Origin of the sequence: Acinetobacter geminorum (assembly GCF_013009345.1) — a bacterium.
Lineage (GTDB): Bacteria > Pseudomonadota > Gammaproteobacteria > Pseudomonadales > Moraxellaceae > Acinetobacter > Acinetobacter geminorum.
In genome coordinates this window covers 182601-198051 of sequence record NZ_JABELE010000009.1, presented here as the reverse complement: position 1 = coordinate 198051, position 15451 = coordinate 182601, and the positions used below count along the sequence as shown (strand labels likewise).

Here is a 15451-nt window from a genome sequence, read left to right as displayed (position 1 = left end):
TGCTGGCATATACAATTTAGATTGGGTGAAAGATAAACAATTAAATTGATTGAAAAATGATTTATGAAGGAAGTCTATTAATTTTCTTTTCTTTGTTCTCCATATAAAGTTGAAAATAAAAAATTTCTACAAACTTTTCCCAAGCCCCCCACAAAGATTGAAAAACTGATAGTTCTACAGTTATGTTTTCAGAATTAATTTTGTAACTTTCATAATCTTCATCGAAAGCAATTTCGTAAAAATCCATCATTTATCTTAGCTACTACTTAATTTTACACATATACAAAATATACCCCAACATGTGGCATCGTTGTATATAAAAGAAGAAAATCAATCTGTAACTATTACAAAGTAGATTTATAGACTCTAAAAACCAATTTAGAGAAAAAGAAATGGCTTTAATCAACTGTAAAGAATGGGAAAAAAAATTATGTTTATTATTAAAGAAATTTGTTACCCATACACTAATAAGACTTGTTATCGACACTATAATACCAACAAAAAATGGTACATATTTATCATTAAAATCAATTGTAATATTGAATTTGATCAAACATAAGATTATTAAAGTTGTAATCAATATGCCTATAATAATTTTTGATCTACTCAACTTCATTTTTCTTTCCAACTATTACTCCACTCGTAAACTATACCCCATTTTGATGCAGATATAGGGTATCTTTTCTATTATATATTCCTGTATTATTTGGCCACTTAAGTAGGACTTGATAATCAGAGAAATTAATCTATCTACTGTTTTAAGTTTTATACAGTGTTTTATCAAAAATATCTAAAACTGCTCTACAGCATAAATCTTAATTACCTAAATACCCTCACCCCATCCCCCTCAAAAACACCTCAACCACTCTCTCATCAACCTCACCTAAACTTAAACGCTGAATAATGGCACCTTCGATTAGATATAAAAACAGTTTGGCATCAGTAAAAGAAACATCGGCGTTAAGTGCTCTAAGCAAGCTATATATTTCGTTGGTGAGCCATGTTCTATATCGCACGGCGGTTATGTACGCTTTTGGATGGGTTAGGTTTGTTTCAAAAATGGCTTTAAATAATAAGTAGTAAAGCCCGTCTAAATCTGCATGTAAAAGATAGAGTTTTTTGAGTTTATCGATTGCGTTTGTGTCGCGGTCGTATTCAACCACTGAAACTACTTTTTCTTTTAAGCGCTCTTTTTGCACAATTAGGCAGATTTCAATCAACCGCTCTTTTGAGTGAAAGTAGTTATAAAAGGTCGATTTGGTAACTTCACACTCTTTCACAATTCTGTCGATGCCGACCAGATGAAACCCGTTGTAGTGAAATAACTCAATTGATTTATTTACGACTTGTACTGCACGTGTTGGGAGAACTATTTTTGGCATATTTTTACCGTTATAAAATTATTGTTGTATATAAATGAGATATAAAAACCGCTGCCTTTTGGGAGAAAAAAAGGCATAGCAAAGCCGTAAAGACTGTGCGCAGCACATCTCAAGGTTTAATTGTCTAAGTTTTAAGTAATAACGAGCTAAAGCCTGAAAAAGCCTTACGGCAATCAAGCTGCGTTAATTGTTTTAAGCTGTGTTGTTATAGCTTTTGGCAATGGCTGCCATGAAATGATGAATGTACAAAGCCAACTCCTTATATATGGAGTTCTGCCAAGACATTAGAATTATGGTGGCAGAACGAGCAAGGGTTCGCAGACTGATAGTAAAGAATCAGCACACCCGAAGGTGTCCCTCACTCGTCCTACCGCAACAAGCGAGGGACGATCGATATACACAAGAATACTCCTCAGAAGGAATAATCTGATGCACTTTACTAAACGGTCTGCGACAACCGACTGGCAATGTAGGCCAGCCCGCAAATGGTAATCTTCAATATTTAAGGTGTCAATGTGAAATTGGCTAGAAAATATTTAAATAATTATTGTTTTTCATTTAATTACATAATTAAGGAAATTCTTAAGTAATATTTTTAATCTACCCTTATATCATCAAGTTAAAGTTTAAAATTTCAAAAACTTAAGGGCTGGATTGGCCCACCTCAACTAAACATGAATAAATAAAAAGAGACACTACTGTTATTAAGAGATGTTTTTAAGAGTCGCTATCCAGTATAAAATTATGACTTAAGCGACCCATCTCACACATTAGGCCGCGTCATATACTTAAAGTGATAAGAGCAAAAAATGACTCAAAATAAAGTTGAACTCGCAGAGAAATTATCAAAAGAATCGCATCAAGGTCAAAAGTATGGTCCTCATGATTACTTTGATTACCATATTAAAGGCGTGGTCAACTCATTAATTGAGCACCGATTTTCAGAAGTCTATATCATTACAGCCCTTCTACACGATAGCGTTGAAGACACACCTCTTACCCTAGACAAAATCGAAAGCATATTCGGAAAAGAAGTCCGTGATGCCGTTGATGCATTAACTAAACGGGAAAGTGAAACACGTGAAGAATATTTAATTCGTTGTAGTTTGAATCCGATCGCTCGAATCGTGAAACTTCATGATGCAGCCTTTAATGCGCATAACTCACATAAGGACAATAATCACTCACGTGTAGATTATTATCTTCAAACTATGTTAATTGTTTCAACAGCCCAAGATAGGTTGGAATGAAAAGGTCGAATTAGCTAGGTTTATAAAATATAATACGATCAATTTGATTTTGTAACGTAATCAAAATTTATCATTTAAAAAAAAGATTTTTGCTCAATCCTATTTAACTGACTTAAGAATTGAGCAATTTTTTGCGCATTTATGATCTACGGCGAACCTATCTTAGAGTTAAATACGCCCGACTTCTAAATATGGAATTAAGTTTTTATCAAAATGGGGTTGTGGGTCGCCTTCATAACTAATAAAACCGTGCATTCCCGTTAAGCGTTCACCTTTATAAAACTGGTTTAACTGATAGCGCGGATCTTTATGTGAAAGTGTAAAGCTCACCACACCAACGCCCTGTTGTTTTGACTTGTTATAGGCATCTTCGAGCATTTTATGGTGCAAAGCCAAATCTTCTGGATGGCACATTAAGGTGTGTAACACGTGATACTTAATAGAGTCGCCAAGTTTAGGCAAACGCATGCATTTAGTTAGCGGAGTCAATAAATTATAAACGGGTCTAAGCACACCAATGGCTGAACTATAATGCAAGATTTTGGTTTGCTTAATACTATGCTGATCCCACAAGCCAAACATGCCGACCAGCTTTTCACCTTTAAAATAAAGTGAAAAGTCTGAAAGTTTTATCCCTGAAAAATACTGATGCCCTTGGGCGAGTTCTTCAAAGTTATAAGCTGGAATAAAGTTATAAAACTCTGCCATGTCGCTAATAAACTGATTCATGGCTTTCACGTGCTGAGCTTCAGCAACACATGTACGAATCTCTTGAAGATCAATCTGTTTATCAACTTGCTTTAAAAAAGCCGTGATTTTTCTTTTTGCGCCTAAGTCAGTCAGGCTTAATGTTTCGATAAGTCCTTCATCATAATAATCAGGCATTCCCGTTTTGCCTGTTTGTATAGCGGCGCGTGCGGCATGGTTATCATCAAAAATAATCATTTGGCTATAGTTCGGTTCATGCATGGTTTGTTTTACATGCTTTGCCAAAACCTTAACCAGTGATTTCCCCCGATAGTTGTGGTCTACTCGCAAATCCCCAGCGTATCGTAAGTCTTGAATGTTCCGATCAACATAACATGGACGATGACCATTGCTATAACAAGCGACATTCTTTTGGCTTTCGGTGTCTTCAATCACAACATGCAGCTTATGTCGATAGACAATGTCAGACGCTCTAAAATAACTTGGTTCGCGCTGAAAGCTAATTTGTATGCCTTTGGTGGTCATGGGTACTGCGATTAACTCTCGCAAAGCCTGATCATCTGCCAGAGTTGCTTCACGGGTAATGAGGGTATTGTCAGCAAGTGGTGTATTTGTTTTATTCATTATTCACCTGTTGTGCAGTCTGTGGGGGAACCAAACTATTTAAACGTCCCATTTGGTCGAGTAGCTGATAGACAAACATCACTTCATCTTGGTCATTCACTGTTTTTTGGGTTTGTACATCAAGTAACTTTTGCTCTGTATTCAGCAAATCAAATGTCGTTTTGGTGCCAACATCAAACTCTTTACGTGTGTAGACAAAGGCAATAGATGCTGCCTCTATGGCATTTGCCAATGCCTCTTTATTTTGTCGAATGGTTTGAAGCTGCGCATAGGTGGTACGTGTACGCTTATTTAAGTCTAGTTCAAGACTTCGTATTTTCTGGTGAGCCAAATCAATATCGGCCTGTGCTTTTTTAACATTGGCCCGATTTAAGCCATCGTCATAGAGCGGTACATTAAGTTGTACCCCAACCATATAGTTATTACTTTCCGAACCGATATAGCTTGCCTCATCTTGCTTTCCGGCACGGCTGGTGAGCATGACCGTTGGCCAGAGTTCGCGTTTGGTGAGAGCATATTGTTTTTCGGCGGCCTGCTTTTCATATTTGGCCCGCATTAAAGCCGGATGATTCTTCGTTTGCGCCAAAATTTCATCTAGGTTAGCGGGAATAGCGGGTAGTTGTTTAATGGCAACAAGATTTTCAGGCGTTACACCCGTTACTTGGTAAAACTGAGCTTCACTTACGGTCAAGTTAGATTGCGCCTGTGTAATATCGGCTTGACCTTGCGCGACTTGTGCCAACACCTGAGCTAAGTCTGCACGGGTAATCATTCCCACGTCGAAACGGCGCTTTGACTCATATAAAGATCGTTGTAGATTTGCCATGGTCTTTTGTCTAAGCTCTAAAATCGCTTTCTTTTTTAATACGTCGGTATAGACCATTACGGTATTTAAAATGGTTTCTGATCGTTGATCTGATAAACCTTGGTTTTGGGCTGAAAGCTGACTTTCGGCAACATCTATTCCTAAAAGGTGTCGCCCAGAAGTATAGATCGGATAATCTGCCTGCAATTGCAAACTTCGTCCTTTACGGTTTCCTTCGGTTGGAAACAAGACGTGTGAAGGCGTATTTATTCTTTCATAGTCAAGTTGCCCGACTAAATTAACTTTGAGTCCATCACGTTGCTTGGCCTGTTCAAGCATAGCGGTGGACTGGTTCACACTTAAACGGCTCACTTCAAGCTGGCTTTCATGCCTTAAACTAGCTGACAAAGCCTCATCTAAAGTCATGGCATGTGTATTCGACACCAACAACACGCCTAGATATAAGGCGTGTCGAAGTGTTAAAAACCGCGTATTAAATGGCTTCATCCCTTTCATAGTTGTTCCAAACTATTCAGGGTGACTTTCTTGAGTGGCTCAGGCTTGATATTGCCTTCGATAATGCCATCAAACATGACCAGTTTTTTGTACGCATTCCAGCCATTATTGGCTTGGCGAATTTGAGGCTGGTCAAGCTGCCCCAAGTTTCGAGCAAGTTCATAATGGAAGTTTTGACGTAAGATATTGTCGATATATTCATTGCTAATGCTGTGATGAATGTCGCCTTCAAAAAGCACGCAATAAAATGGTTTAACCTGTTGCTCGGTATCAATCGCCAGTAAAGAAATCGCTTTCGATTCCGTTTCATTTAATTGAGACAACAACTGTTGAGCAGTTTCAGGTGCAAGTTTCTCACCGACCAGATCTACACCAAAACGGCGGCCTTGGAACTCAAAACACGGAATTTGCTCGATAAAGCCAGTCACGCGTAAGCAATCATCCAAACAGTAGCGAAGTAAGCCATTACCAGAAGTAATCAGTGGGCTGACCACATCACCTTGTTTAAGTTCCCACGATGGAATAATTTGACCTTGTTTATCGCCTTCTAAATATTCAAATTCATAGAAGTGACTTTGATACGCCAGTGGGTATTGATCGTTATAGGGAATGGTGACTACACCTTCCGTCGCCCATAGGCCTTTGCCTTCAAACTGAACACTGGGTAATTTTTCTTTTAATTTTTCGGCCCAAGCTTTTGAACCTGCGGTGTCCCAACTCGACACCAGACTTAACTTTGGCCAGAGTTTTTTAAAGTCAATCTGTGCGCCGTTTGAAGCATTACTTAAAGCTTGAGCACTTTCAGAGCTACGCGGTGCAGTGACTTCTTTTAATGAAGCCTGACGGTTACCCCATGAACCACTTTGTAAAACCTCAATCACGTCTTGCTGTAGTAACTCCAAACGTTCAAGTAATTGCAGCGCAAAAGTTGGACTCCATACCGAAATCATGGCTAAGTTACGGTTTGCGACCAAATAACAAATGGTGGCAAACAGTGCATCGTCAGCATTGGCGGCAAAGGCAACATTACTTGGAACGGCTTGGGTAAACTTTGACAAAATTCGCTTACCTACACCAAGTAGCGCACTATCATCATTTAGGTTTTTGTCTTTTAAAACTTCACGCTGACTTTCAGGCAACCATGACACCGACCAATAATGCGTACCCGAACTGAGCTGTGGACATTTACGGTATAAACTTGCCATCCACGGCGCAATTGCATGGTCAAGTTCATCTAAAAACAGCTTGGTATATGGAATAAACTTGATTTGCTCACTCGAACCACTGGTCGGCTGGAAACGAACCAGTTTACTGCTCGAGAGTGAAAGCTTTTGTTCACGGTAAAGCTGAATGTCTTCTCGCCATGCGCCGTAACGTGTTGCAGGAAATACTTTTACAAACTGCTCATAGTTTTGAACTTTCTTCTCTTGGGCAAAGGTAGAGGTTTGTAATATCGAATGCAAAATTTGACGTTGCGTGGTCTCTAAGGCATTAAATTGTTTTTGAAAATTACGGTCAGATGCATCACACCATTTTTTTAGAATCAGATGTGAACCCAAAGTTAGCCATTCATTAGATTTCATTGGATGGCCTCTCTACGTTTTGTTTTATGGGTTACGCATGCTTCAAACTTTCCTTTACTGGTCGGTTTAGTCATTAGTTTCACAGGGAAACGGGCAATATCTTTCCAACCAAGACGGCCAATACACGGCAGTTCAGTACCTGCTTTCCATGTCGGATTTTTTTGTTCAAAGAAATGAATATTTGGGTTCTTTTCTCTCATTTCGGCAGTAATCGGTGCGACTTCACCTTTTAATGGTTGATAGTCATCACCAAAATTTAAAAGGCCCGCTTCACGGTCGTAGTATTCACCAAAGAATTTTTCACAGTAGTGCTCAACGACTTCGGAAAGATGCTGGTTTTCGTCTTTAATATTTGGGTAATAGACATAGTAGTTATTGGCGAGCAGTAAGTAGGTTTTATAACCTTTAGAAATGAGGAGCCAATAGAGTTCGTTAAATGGATATTTGATTCGAAGCTTAATCATCAGTTTGAGCATGGTACTTTGCAGACTACGCGTACCCCAAAACTTCTTCAAAATGACCGTATCTCCGCTAAATAACACGGTGTAGTCTTTACCATTTAAATAGAAATGCTGCACCACCACAGTCGAAAAACCGACAATCTCATCTGTTTCCGAATCAAAAATTAAGATCGCACCGCTTTTATTTTGGAAATCATCTACGAAAATAGAAAATCTCGTATTTTCATAATACTGTTCGTAAATGGAATACATCACTTTTAATCGCTCAGTATCGATTTGCTCTTTTTCAAAATATTGACCATAAGTCGTGTTTTTCAGGTTCAATTTTGAAATTAGTTTATACGTTGTATTAATCATAATCCTTTAACCTTCCACCTCTAATTTGTGAGTTCCCCGATCTCATCAACCGATTTTAGAAAACTCAGATCAATGTTCTTTTTCTATGAAGGGATACGTTTTGATATGCCCTATTGTTTTTCATTCTTTGAAAGCTGCCTTTATTTTTTAATATCTACATATTCATTTTCTTCCCCCGATCCATAAAGATGGTTAAAAATGCGGTCACAAACATGATGATTGCGAGCATCCGTAATAAATCATTGAAGCTAGAGGTCAGTGCCTGAAAATGAATGTCGCGGTAAATCACACTCAGCGCGATTTGCTGAGCATTTGCACCGACTTCCTGATATTGCGCCGTGAGTTGATCGAGTCTTTCTGTAAAAATCCAGTTTTGCGGTGTCATCCCCTGATTAATCTGGGTGACATGAAGCGCAGTGAGCCAATCTAAAGATGAGTTAATGAGAGCTAGTCCAACCGCGCCGCCAATATTACGCATCAGGTTATAAATACCGCTGGCATCGGCTACTTTACTCAGCGGCAAAGTGCTCATGGCTAAATGCGAAACCACAATCAGGCAGATCATGAGACCAATACCACGGTAAATTTGCGGCCAAAACATAAAGTCGTAATCGCTATGAATGCTGAGGTGTGAATTAAGCCAAACACCAAAGCCCGCCAGAATCATTCCAACAAATACCGTTTTTCGGGTATCAAAATTGGGAATGAGCCATGCAAGAAACGGCGCAAAGCAGAACATGACAATACCTGTCACCATCATGACGTGACCAATTTGGCTACTGTTCATTTCACGGACTTGCCCAAGAAACACGGGAATCATGTAACCCAAGCCATAGAGTGCCATGCCAATCACAAAAGTCGTGATGGCACTTAAGGTAAAATTTTTGTTTTTAAATACGGACAAATCGAGCAAAGGCTTTGGCTGGGTAAAACTTCTAGAGAAGAAAATCATGCCACCCACAACACAGATCATAAACGCAATCCGAACACCTGTGTCTGCAAGCCAGTCATGCCGTGCGCCTTCATCAAGGAAATATTCAAGTCCACCCAAAAACATCGCCATACCAATCAGGCTAAACCAGTCCATGCTTTTAATGAGTGAGTAGTTGGCACGGTCGATATTAGGGCCTGAGTAAATGACCGTAGCAATGATGATGCCTGGAATAATATTGATCAGGAACATCCAGTGCCACGAAAAGTTATTTGTGAGCCAACCGCCAATGGTTGGGCCGATGGCCGGCCCCAAAGTGCTGATCATCCCAAACATCACCAAAGGCAATGAGCGCTTTGGTTCTGGAAAAAGTAAGTACAACGCCGTCATGGAGGTCGGAATCATGCCGCCGCCCATAAAACCTTGAATGCCACGGAAAACCAATAAACTTTCTAAATTCCATGCCAAAGCACAAAGTAAAGAACTGACGGTAAAACCAATTGCACAGATGGTGTAATACACCCGTGTTGAAAGCACCCGCGAGACAATACTCGACATTGGAATTGCAATAATTTCGGCAATTAAATAAACCGTTTGCACCCAAGTAACTTCATAACGACTTGCACTCATACCAGCTTGAACTTCGTTTAGAGAACTCGCCACAATCTGAATATCAAGAATCGCCATGAAGTTGCCAAAAATCATGGCAGCAAAAATTGCCCATGCAGTTTTTGCTGGGAATCTCCACTCGGCCTCAAGGTGCTTATTCATTTGTTATTACCTAAAATTTTATTATTAAGTTCTTAGGTCAACGGTGGCACTCACCGACATTCCGGGTTTTATCAAATCAATATGTGGGCTTGAATCTATGGCAATACGCACAGGAATACGCTGAACAACCTTGTTAAAGTTGCCTGTGGCATTGTCTGGTGGCATAAGTGAAAAAGTTGCGCCTGAAGCTGGTGAAAAGCTTTCAATTTTTCCGGTATAGGTCAGGCTTGGGTAGGCATCAAGTTTTAATTTAACTTTCTGACCAATATGCATTTTTTCAATTTGAGTTTCTTTGAAGTTGGCTTGTACATACAAACTATTTTCAGGAATGATCGCCATTAAGCGGGTTTGCGGAGAAACACGTGAGCCTTTCTGGATTGCAAGGCTACCGATCTTACCGTTTACAGGACTGACCACTTTTGATGAAGCCAAATCGACCTGATACAGGTTTAAGTTTGCATTGGCACTTTGAATATCTGCTAGAAGCTGCGCTCGACTCGCTTGTAAACTCCCCAACTGAGCTTCTGCCGCATTTACGGCGGCTTGCGCTTTGCTGAGTTGAGCTTGGGCCGTTAAATATTGAGACTGAACCCCTTCAAAGTTTTGTCGGGTAATCACCCCATCTTTTAATAAATCTTGATAACGCTCAAACTCTTTTCTTAAACGAGTTAAATCAGCTTGTGCTGCCACTACGCCACTATGAGCTTCAATAATTGAAGATTTGGCAGACTTTTCATTTTGCTGCTGTACACCCAGTGCAGCTTCTTTCAAGCTGACTACTGAACGAGCTTGGTCATAACGAGCTTGATAATCGCGGTGATCTAATACTGCTAAAGTTTCCCCCTTTTTTACTACCTGATTATCGTTAATTAATAACTCCATCACTTCGCCTGAAATCTTTGGCATCACCCAAGTGACATCGGCTTGCACATAAGCATTATCCGTAGATTGATAGAATCGATATACAAAAAAATAATATAAGATACCAGCAACTAAAAATAACAGTAGGACACTAAAAACACCCCAAGTTATTTTCTTTCGACTTTGGAAATTAGTATCAGTTTCTAGCTGAGCTACGTTATCCATATTCATTCCGCTTATTTGTAATATTCGATTTTTTATTTAAGTCAATAAAACTATTGATTTCTTTTTTACGTAACTTTTCACTTGGTTTTATTCAATGAATCGTGACATCGTAAAATTTGGTGCAAATTATGGTTCTTAAGTGAATTAAATATCATTGACTTCTTTGCCAGATATTTTTTCTATTTATGTCAATAAAGCAAGTTATATAAACTATGTTTAAAAATTATGTAATTTTATATTTTTTCAAATAACCGCTTACAAAAACAGCTTAAATAAATAAAAATTATTATTAAAAATCAATTAATTACTAAAATTAAATTTATTTAAAAAAAGCTAACACATAAAGAGATTTATTTCACTAACATTAAAGATTAACCTTCTATTTGTATTAATTAAGTAGAATTATTTAAAGATCTATGTAATCACTAAATAGTTGTAGAGAAATTTTATAATATTAATAGAAGGATAAAATATAAATATTCTGACTTAGTCAAAATAGTAAAAAGCACTTATCAAAAGACTATTTCGACAACTTTTGATTAATTATATTAAGTAAAATAATATAGAATCCCACAATCCAAACCCAACATACGCCTAAGAAGCCAATATTATAAAAAAATAAAATTAATGTTAAAAAAGAGTTACTTTTAACTCTTTTTTATTTAGAAATTAGACAATTTACGGATCATTTTTTACTGATTTAAATCACTAAAAATTTCTTCTAGAGTTACTCCATTAGCAATTATTAAATCTTAAAATTATCACAGCAACTTCTTATAATTCTGCTTGCCACACTCGTAATGTTTCGGATTGCTCAAAATTGTCATTAAAGAATTTTCTAATCTTCTTTATAGTGGCAAGATCACAAAGTGACATTAAATTTCTTATTCCATATTTGCGTAAAACTCACTATAGATAGCTCAAAAATCAAAAATTTATATCGATGTTATCAAAAATAGAAGATGCAAAATCTACTACATCTTTCCCGATCTCAATAATTAAGTCTGTTACATCAACTGGATCAGGATTTACAGAATTAAGCACCGAGTTTTCTTGCTTTTGCTCATTTTCAGCATCTAATTGCTCTATATTATGAATTGGATCATTTTGATTTTGCATTAATTTAAGTCAATAAAATTCTGTTGAGCATATTTTAACTGAAACAAGTATGGTTTTTAAATCTTAAACCTCTGTCGCTAAATACCAATTTTTCCAAGAGCTGGTTCCTCTCGTTTCAATCGCTACTGTAGGAATGAGTTTTTCTTTTAAGACATCGGTTTGTTCAACCGCTTTGGCAAGTCTTGCTTTGACTGAATGAATACACTCACGGTCACCAAATTCACAGCGGTCTAAAGTTGTTCCGCCACACGGCCCGTTGGCTAAACCTTTTGGACACGTTTCAGGGCATATATATAAAGTGTCACTTAGGCGACACTGACCACAGCTTTCACAACCGACTAGGCTATGTTTACTCAACACTTCTGCTTTAAGTAGTACTTTGGCTACTAAAGCATTTTCCCAAAAAGATGCTTTAAAAATAAAGCGTCCAACGCCTTTAGCAATTTTTGATCCAAACATTGCTTCATGCATAACATGCAGCTGGCGATATTTAATTATTTGTTTAGGTGTTGGCTGACGCGAAAAACGAGCAATTTCAGGTGAAAACTCTTTGCCTGTGGTGACTTGCCAAAGTGAATTCCAAAGCTCTTCTAAGGCTTCAAGCTCCAGATGTCTGTATTGCTCAATGTAGCTTTCAAGCAGCATTTGCTCTTCTGGCTTATGGCAAGCAGATAAATGAATTCCTGCATACCCTAAGTGTTTACATATCAAAATCTGTAAAGCGCAGCGTAAATAAACTCGGTCTGTATGCCCTGCCTGTTTTTCATCTGCCAAGACTTTTAGCATGTGTGGGGTAATCACAATACCTGCAACTTTATGCTTTACCATGAAGTTAGCACGGCCTAAAGTCAGAGGCATCACACAAGCCAGTATTTGCTGTGAATAAGTATGCTTCGTTAAAAATGATTTGGCTTGTTTTAAAGCCTCAATGTCATAGCCCAATTGCGTAATGATAAAGTCAGCACCTGCTTTAATTTTCTTATGTAGTTTTAAGTACTGTGCATCACGCTCAGCTTCAACATATTTAAATGGGTTAAAAGCAACCCCAATACGAAACCCGCCGTGTTGCTTGGCAGCCATTACGGCGTTTACCGACTCTAGGTAACGACTACGCGGCTGTCCATCTCGACCATTATGATGCTCTTTTAGTTTATCGCCTGTAAGCAATAACAAGTTTTGAATATTGGCTGTTTGAGCTTGCTCTAAAAAATGCTCAAAGTCTTGTATGTCTCGGGCCTTACCTGAAAAGTGTAAGACTTTATCGATTGAGTCAGGATAACTTTTGCTGGCTTCAAGCGGAGCAATATCATGATCTGAATGTACGCGATCTACCAATGTCATTGCAGCCGGATATCCTGCAAACTCATGTTTCACAGGATAAATTTCATGCAGTGAAGTGAGATATTCCGCCAACACAAAAAACTGGTTTTGCTGGAAGCAGGGAGAAACGTGTGACATAGGCAAAGCGCTGATTAAAACATGACATCAATCATAAGCGCGGCATTATAAATCAAAAGTGCATCAAGATGCGCTAGTCAGAAAGCTCATTGTTTTGCTTGTCTTCACCCTCTTTATTTCTTGGTAATTCGAGTGAACGTGGGAATATAAAATCAAAAGAATCGAGTGCATAGCGGTAAAGCTGAGCTGGTCGTTTGCCCACAATTTTACTTTGACTAGTTTCTTCAACTGCGCCAGCTTCTATCATACGGCGCCTGAATGCTTTTTTATCTAAGGATTGCCCAAGAATAATTTCATAAATAGTCTGCAGCTCGGTCAGTGTAAATAACTCGGGCATTAGACTGGCTGGCAATGCGGTATAGCGAGTTTTACTGGTTAAACGCTCTAAAGCTAAGCTGAGCAATTCATTATGATCAAACGCCAATGCCAAATCTTGTGCTTTTGCTACAGGCACCCATTCGCTGTACTCAGCCAAAGCTTGATGTTGATAGGCATTAAAATCAATTAATGCAAAATACAAAATGGTTACTGCCCAGCCACGCGGGTCACGTTTGGCATTACCCACAGAGGCAACTTGTTCCAAGTAAGGTGAAGCAATCCCTGTTTTTTCGACCAGCTTACGATAAGCCGTGGCCATCAAATCTTGATCATGGGTTAAATCGGCAAAACCACCCGGTAAAGCCCATTGGTCTTTGGCTGGAAAGTTGGGCCGCTTAATGAGTAATACCTGTAACTGACCATTAAATACCGAGAAAATAGCCATATCGACTGTGAGTAAAGGTGCGTCATAATCTCGGCGATCATAACTGGCAAGGAATTCTTGTTCAGTTTGAATAGTCACGTTCAGTCTCTCAATGAAAATGATGAGCCGATATTCATGCAACGGCTCATCTAAACTCAGTTATGCGATGGATAAACGCTCACGTATTTGATCCAAAGTACACTCATATTGAAGTTTACCATTTTCAAAGACGGTTTTTAGTGCTCCGCCTTGTTCTTGTTCGGCTGTTTGCTCATCAAACAAAGTAAAGCCATTTTCACTTTCTTCGATGCGTAATAGACCTTTCGCAGATTTTTTAACGCCTGAGTCAGTAATTGGGTCTTTAAACAACTCACGGCCTACCCCATTCACTTGTCCCCAAGTCGCTTTCATAGCAAATCCAAAAGTATCGCGAGTTAAGTAGTTATAGGTAAAACTTCCTATACCAAACACCAAATTGTTTGAAGCAAAACCTTTGGCTTCTAGCCCTTCTAGAATATGCTGTGCACGGTCTAGAGTAATCGAGTCACCATAAATTAAACCAACACGCTCATTAAGCACTTTATAGCCTTGCTCAGTTGTTGTACCACCAAACACTTCCCATAAACATTCAACCGCACCTTTGTAGGCTGGGCTGCCGACTTTGGCGTCTGGGTCGCCGCAAATAATTTTAACAGGGTCACCAGAGTCTGGACGGAAAACTAATTTAGCCAAGCCTAAAGCATTCAGTTGTCTTGCCAGAATTTCAGGTTTTAAAGCCACCGTAAATTCTGTAATCACTCGCCAAAAGTCCCAAGTATCAGACACGATACTGACAACACCTGACGGGTAAAGCTCACAGATTAAACGCTTAAATGTTTCTAGCTCACTGTCTTCTGTGCCCATACACATCACACTGTGTTCGGTCGCTGGTACAGAAACTCCAATCACCCCTGTGGCATTGTAATATTCTTCTGCGTAGTCAATTGAAGCAACCGAGTCTGTTCCAATAAAACTAGTTAAGTGACCCACACCAGACTGAGCAGCATCATAAACTCCACTCATGCCACGGCTACTAAAATCGTGTCCTTGCACAGGCACAAAATCGAGTGGTGCGCCAGTTTTTACGGCGTATTGAGTTAATAAGCGTTTGTATTCATAGGCAATAGTGGCCGTAGTACAGCTTTTCCAAAGTTCAGCACTTAATACGGTTTCAATATAGTTAGTTAACCAAAAGAAACGCGGGTCGGTATTAATTACGGTGAGCACAGGTACACGCATATTGACGCGGCTACCTTCTGGCAATGCTTTAATGCGTAATGGTAAATAACCCAAGTCATGTAACGCTTCAATGTGATCGACTGGTACAGCGCCTTCACCTAATGAACTATCCATACGGCGTTTGTATGCAGCCACTACTTTGTCTTTAGGTTGCTTGAAAAAGCCTTCATTCCATGTATCTATTAAAAAGTGTTTGATAAAACCCTGAAGACCAAAGAACACAACTTTATCGTCAAAGTCAGGCAGCATTTTAGCGAGTCGAGATGAACGCGGCGTAAAGTTTGCGTACACGTACTCTGTACCTACTGGATACTGACGTCTGTGATCAGCTTTATAAAAATCGATAGCGTTTAATGGATTAAGTTTAATCGTCATCTTTG

General features: G+C 38.9%; 13 protein-coding genes. 1 reads left to right on the top strand and 12 read right to left on the bottom strand.

Translation table 11 applies throughout. The features are described from left to right. Positions 1 to 61: 61 nt before the first annotated feature. Positions 62 to 247 (bottom strand): hypothetical protein, encoded by a 186-nt coding sequence (locus HJG58_RS10700; RefSeq protein WP_170248848.1) that lies wholly within the window; start codon positions 245 to 247, stop codon positions 62 to 64. 586 nt (positions 248 to 833) lie between these two features. Then, positions 834 to 1382, bottom strand: a complete 549-nt coding sequence (locus HJG58_RS10695) for a TetR/AcrR family transcriptional regulator (RefSeq protein ID WP_170248847.1) — start codon at positions 1380 to 1382, stop codon at positions 834 to 836. A gap of 809 nt (positions 1383 to 2191) precedes the next feature. Here HJG58_RS10695 and HJG58_RS10690 point away from each other — a divergent pair. Continuing rightward, positions 2192 to 2632 (top strand): HD domain-containing protein, encoded by a 441-nt coding sequence (locus HJG58_RS10690; RefSeq protein WP_170248846.1) that lies wholly within the window; start codon positions 2192 to 2194, stop codon positions 2630 to 2632. A gap of 168 nt (positions 2633 to 2800) precedes the next feature. On the opposite strand, the gene HJG58_RS10685 is transcribed toward HJG58_RS10690, so the two are convergent. The 10 genes from HJG58_RS10685 to HJG58_RS10640 all read right to left on the bottom strand — a co-directional run bounded on the left by HJG58_RS10685 (position 2801) and on the right by HJG58_RS10640 (position 15446). Continuing rightward, positions 2801 to 3964 carry a hypothetical protein gene (locus HJG58_RS10685; protein ID WP_170248845.1) on the bottom strand — a complete coding sequence of 388 codons (1164 nt, stop codon included), beginning with the start codon at positions 3962 to 3964 and terminating at the stop codon, positions 2801 to 2803. Further along, entirely contained in the window at positions 3957 to 5285 is a 1329-nt protein-coding gene (locus HJG58_RS10680; RefSeq protein ID WP_216076557.1) for a TolC family protein, read from the bottom strand. Before HJG58_RS10680 ends, HJG58_RS10685 begins: the two co-directional genes overlap by 8 nt. Beyond that, a complete protein-coding gene (locus HJG58_RS10675; RefSeq protein ID WP_170248844.1) occupies positions 5282 to 6868 on the bottom strand; it encodes a GH3 family acyl-acid amido synthetase in 1587 nt (528 codons plus the stop codon). The genes HJG58_RS10680 and HJG58_RS10675 overlap by 4 nt, the downstream gene beginning before the upstream one ends. Beyond that, on the bottom strand, positions 6865 to 7653 hold the full coding sequence (locus HJG58_RS10670) for a hypothetical protein (RefSeq protein WP_170248859.1): 789 nt from the start codon (positions 7651 to 7653) through the stop codon (positions 6865 to 6867). The genes HJG58_RS10675 and HJG58_RS10670 overlap by 4 nt, the downstream gene beginning before the upstream one ends. Before the next feature lie 187 nt (positions 7654 to 7840). Beyond that, complete coding sequence (locus tag HJG58_RS10665) at positions 7841 to 9388, bottom strand: DHA2 family efflux MFS transporter permease subunit (RefSeq protein WP_057070849.1); 1548 nt, start codon at positions 9386 to 9388, stop codon at positions 7841 to 7843. 24 nt (positions 9389 to 9412) lie between these two features. Continuing rightward, entirely contained in the window at positions 9413 to 10474 is a 1062-nt protein-coding gene (locus HJG58_RS10660) for an HlyD family secretion protein (RefSeq protein ID WP_032062983.1), read from the bottom strand. Positions 10475 to 11401: 927 nt separating this feature from the next. Beyond that, positions 11402 to 11593, bottom strand: coding sequence for a hypothetical protein (locus HJG58_RS10655; protein ID WP_108010603.1), 192 nt, complete (start codon positions 11591 to 11593; stop codon positions 11402 to 11404). A 63-nt stretch (positions 11594 to 11656) separates the two neighbouring features. After that, positions 11657 to 13051, bottom strand: coding sequence for a methylenetetrahydrofolate reductase C-terminal domain-containing protein (locus HJG58_RS10650; protein WP_171545268.1), 1395 nt, complete (start codon positions 13049 to 13051; stop codon positions 11657 to 11659). A gap of 73 nt (positions 13052 to 13124) precedes the next feature. Continuing rightward, positions 13125 to 13892, bottom strand: a complete 768-nt coding sequence (ntrR, locus tag HJG58_RS10645; protein ID WP_170248843.1) for an ADPR responsive transcriptional repressor NtrR — start codon at positions 13890 to 13892, stop codon at positions 13125 to 13127. Positions 13893 to 13952: 60 nt separating this feature from the next. Next, a complete protein-coding gene (locus HJG58_RS10640) occupies positions 13953 to 15446 on the bottom strand; it encodes a nicotinate phosphoribosyltransferase (protein WP_170248842.1) in 1494 nt (497 codons plus the stop codon). Positions 15447 to 15451 lie beyond the last annotated feature (5 nt).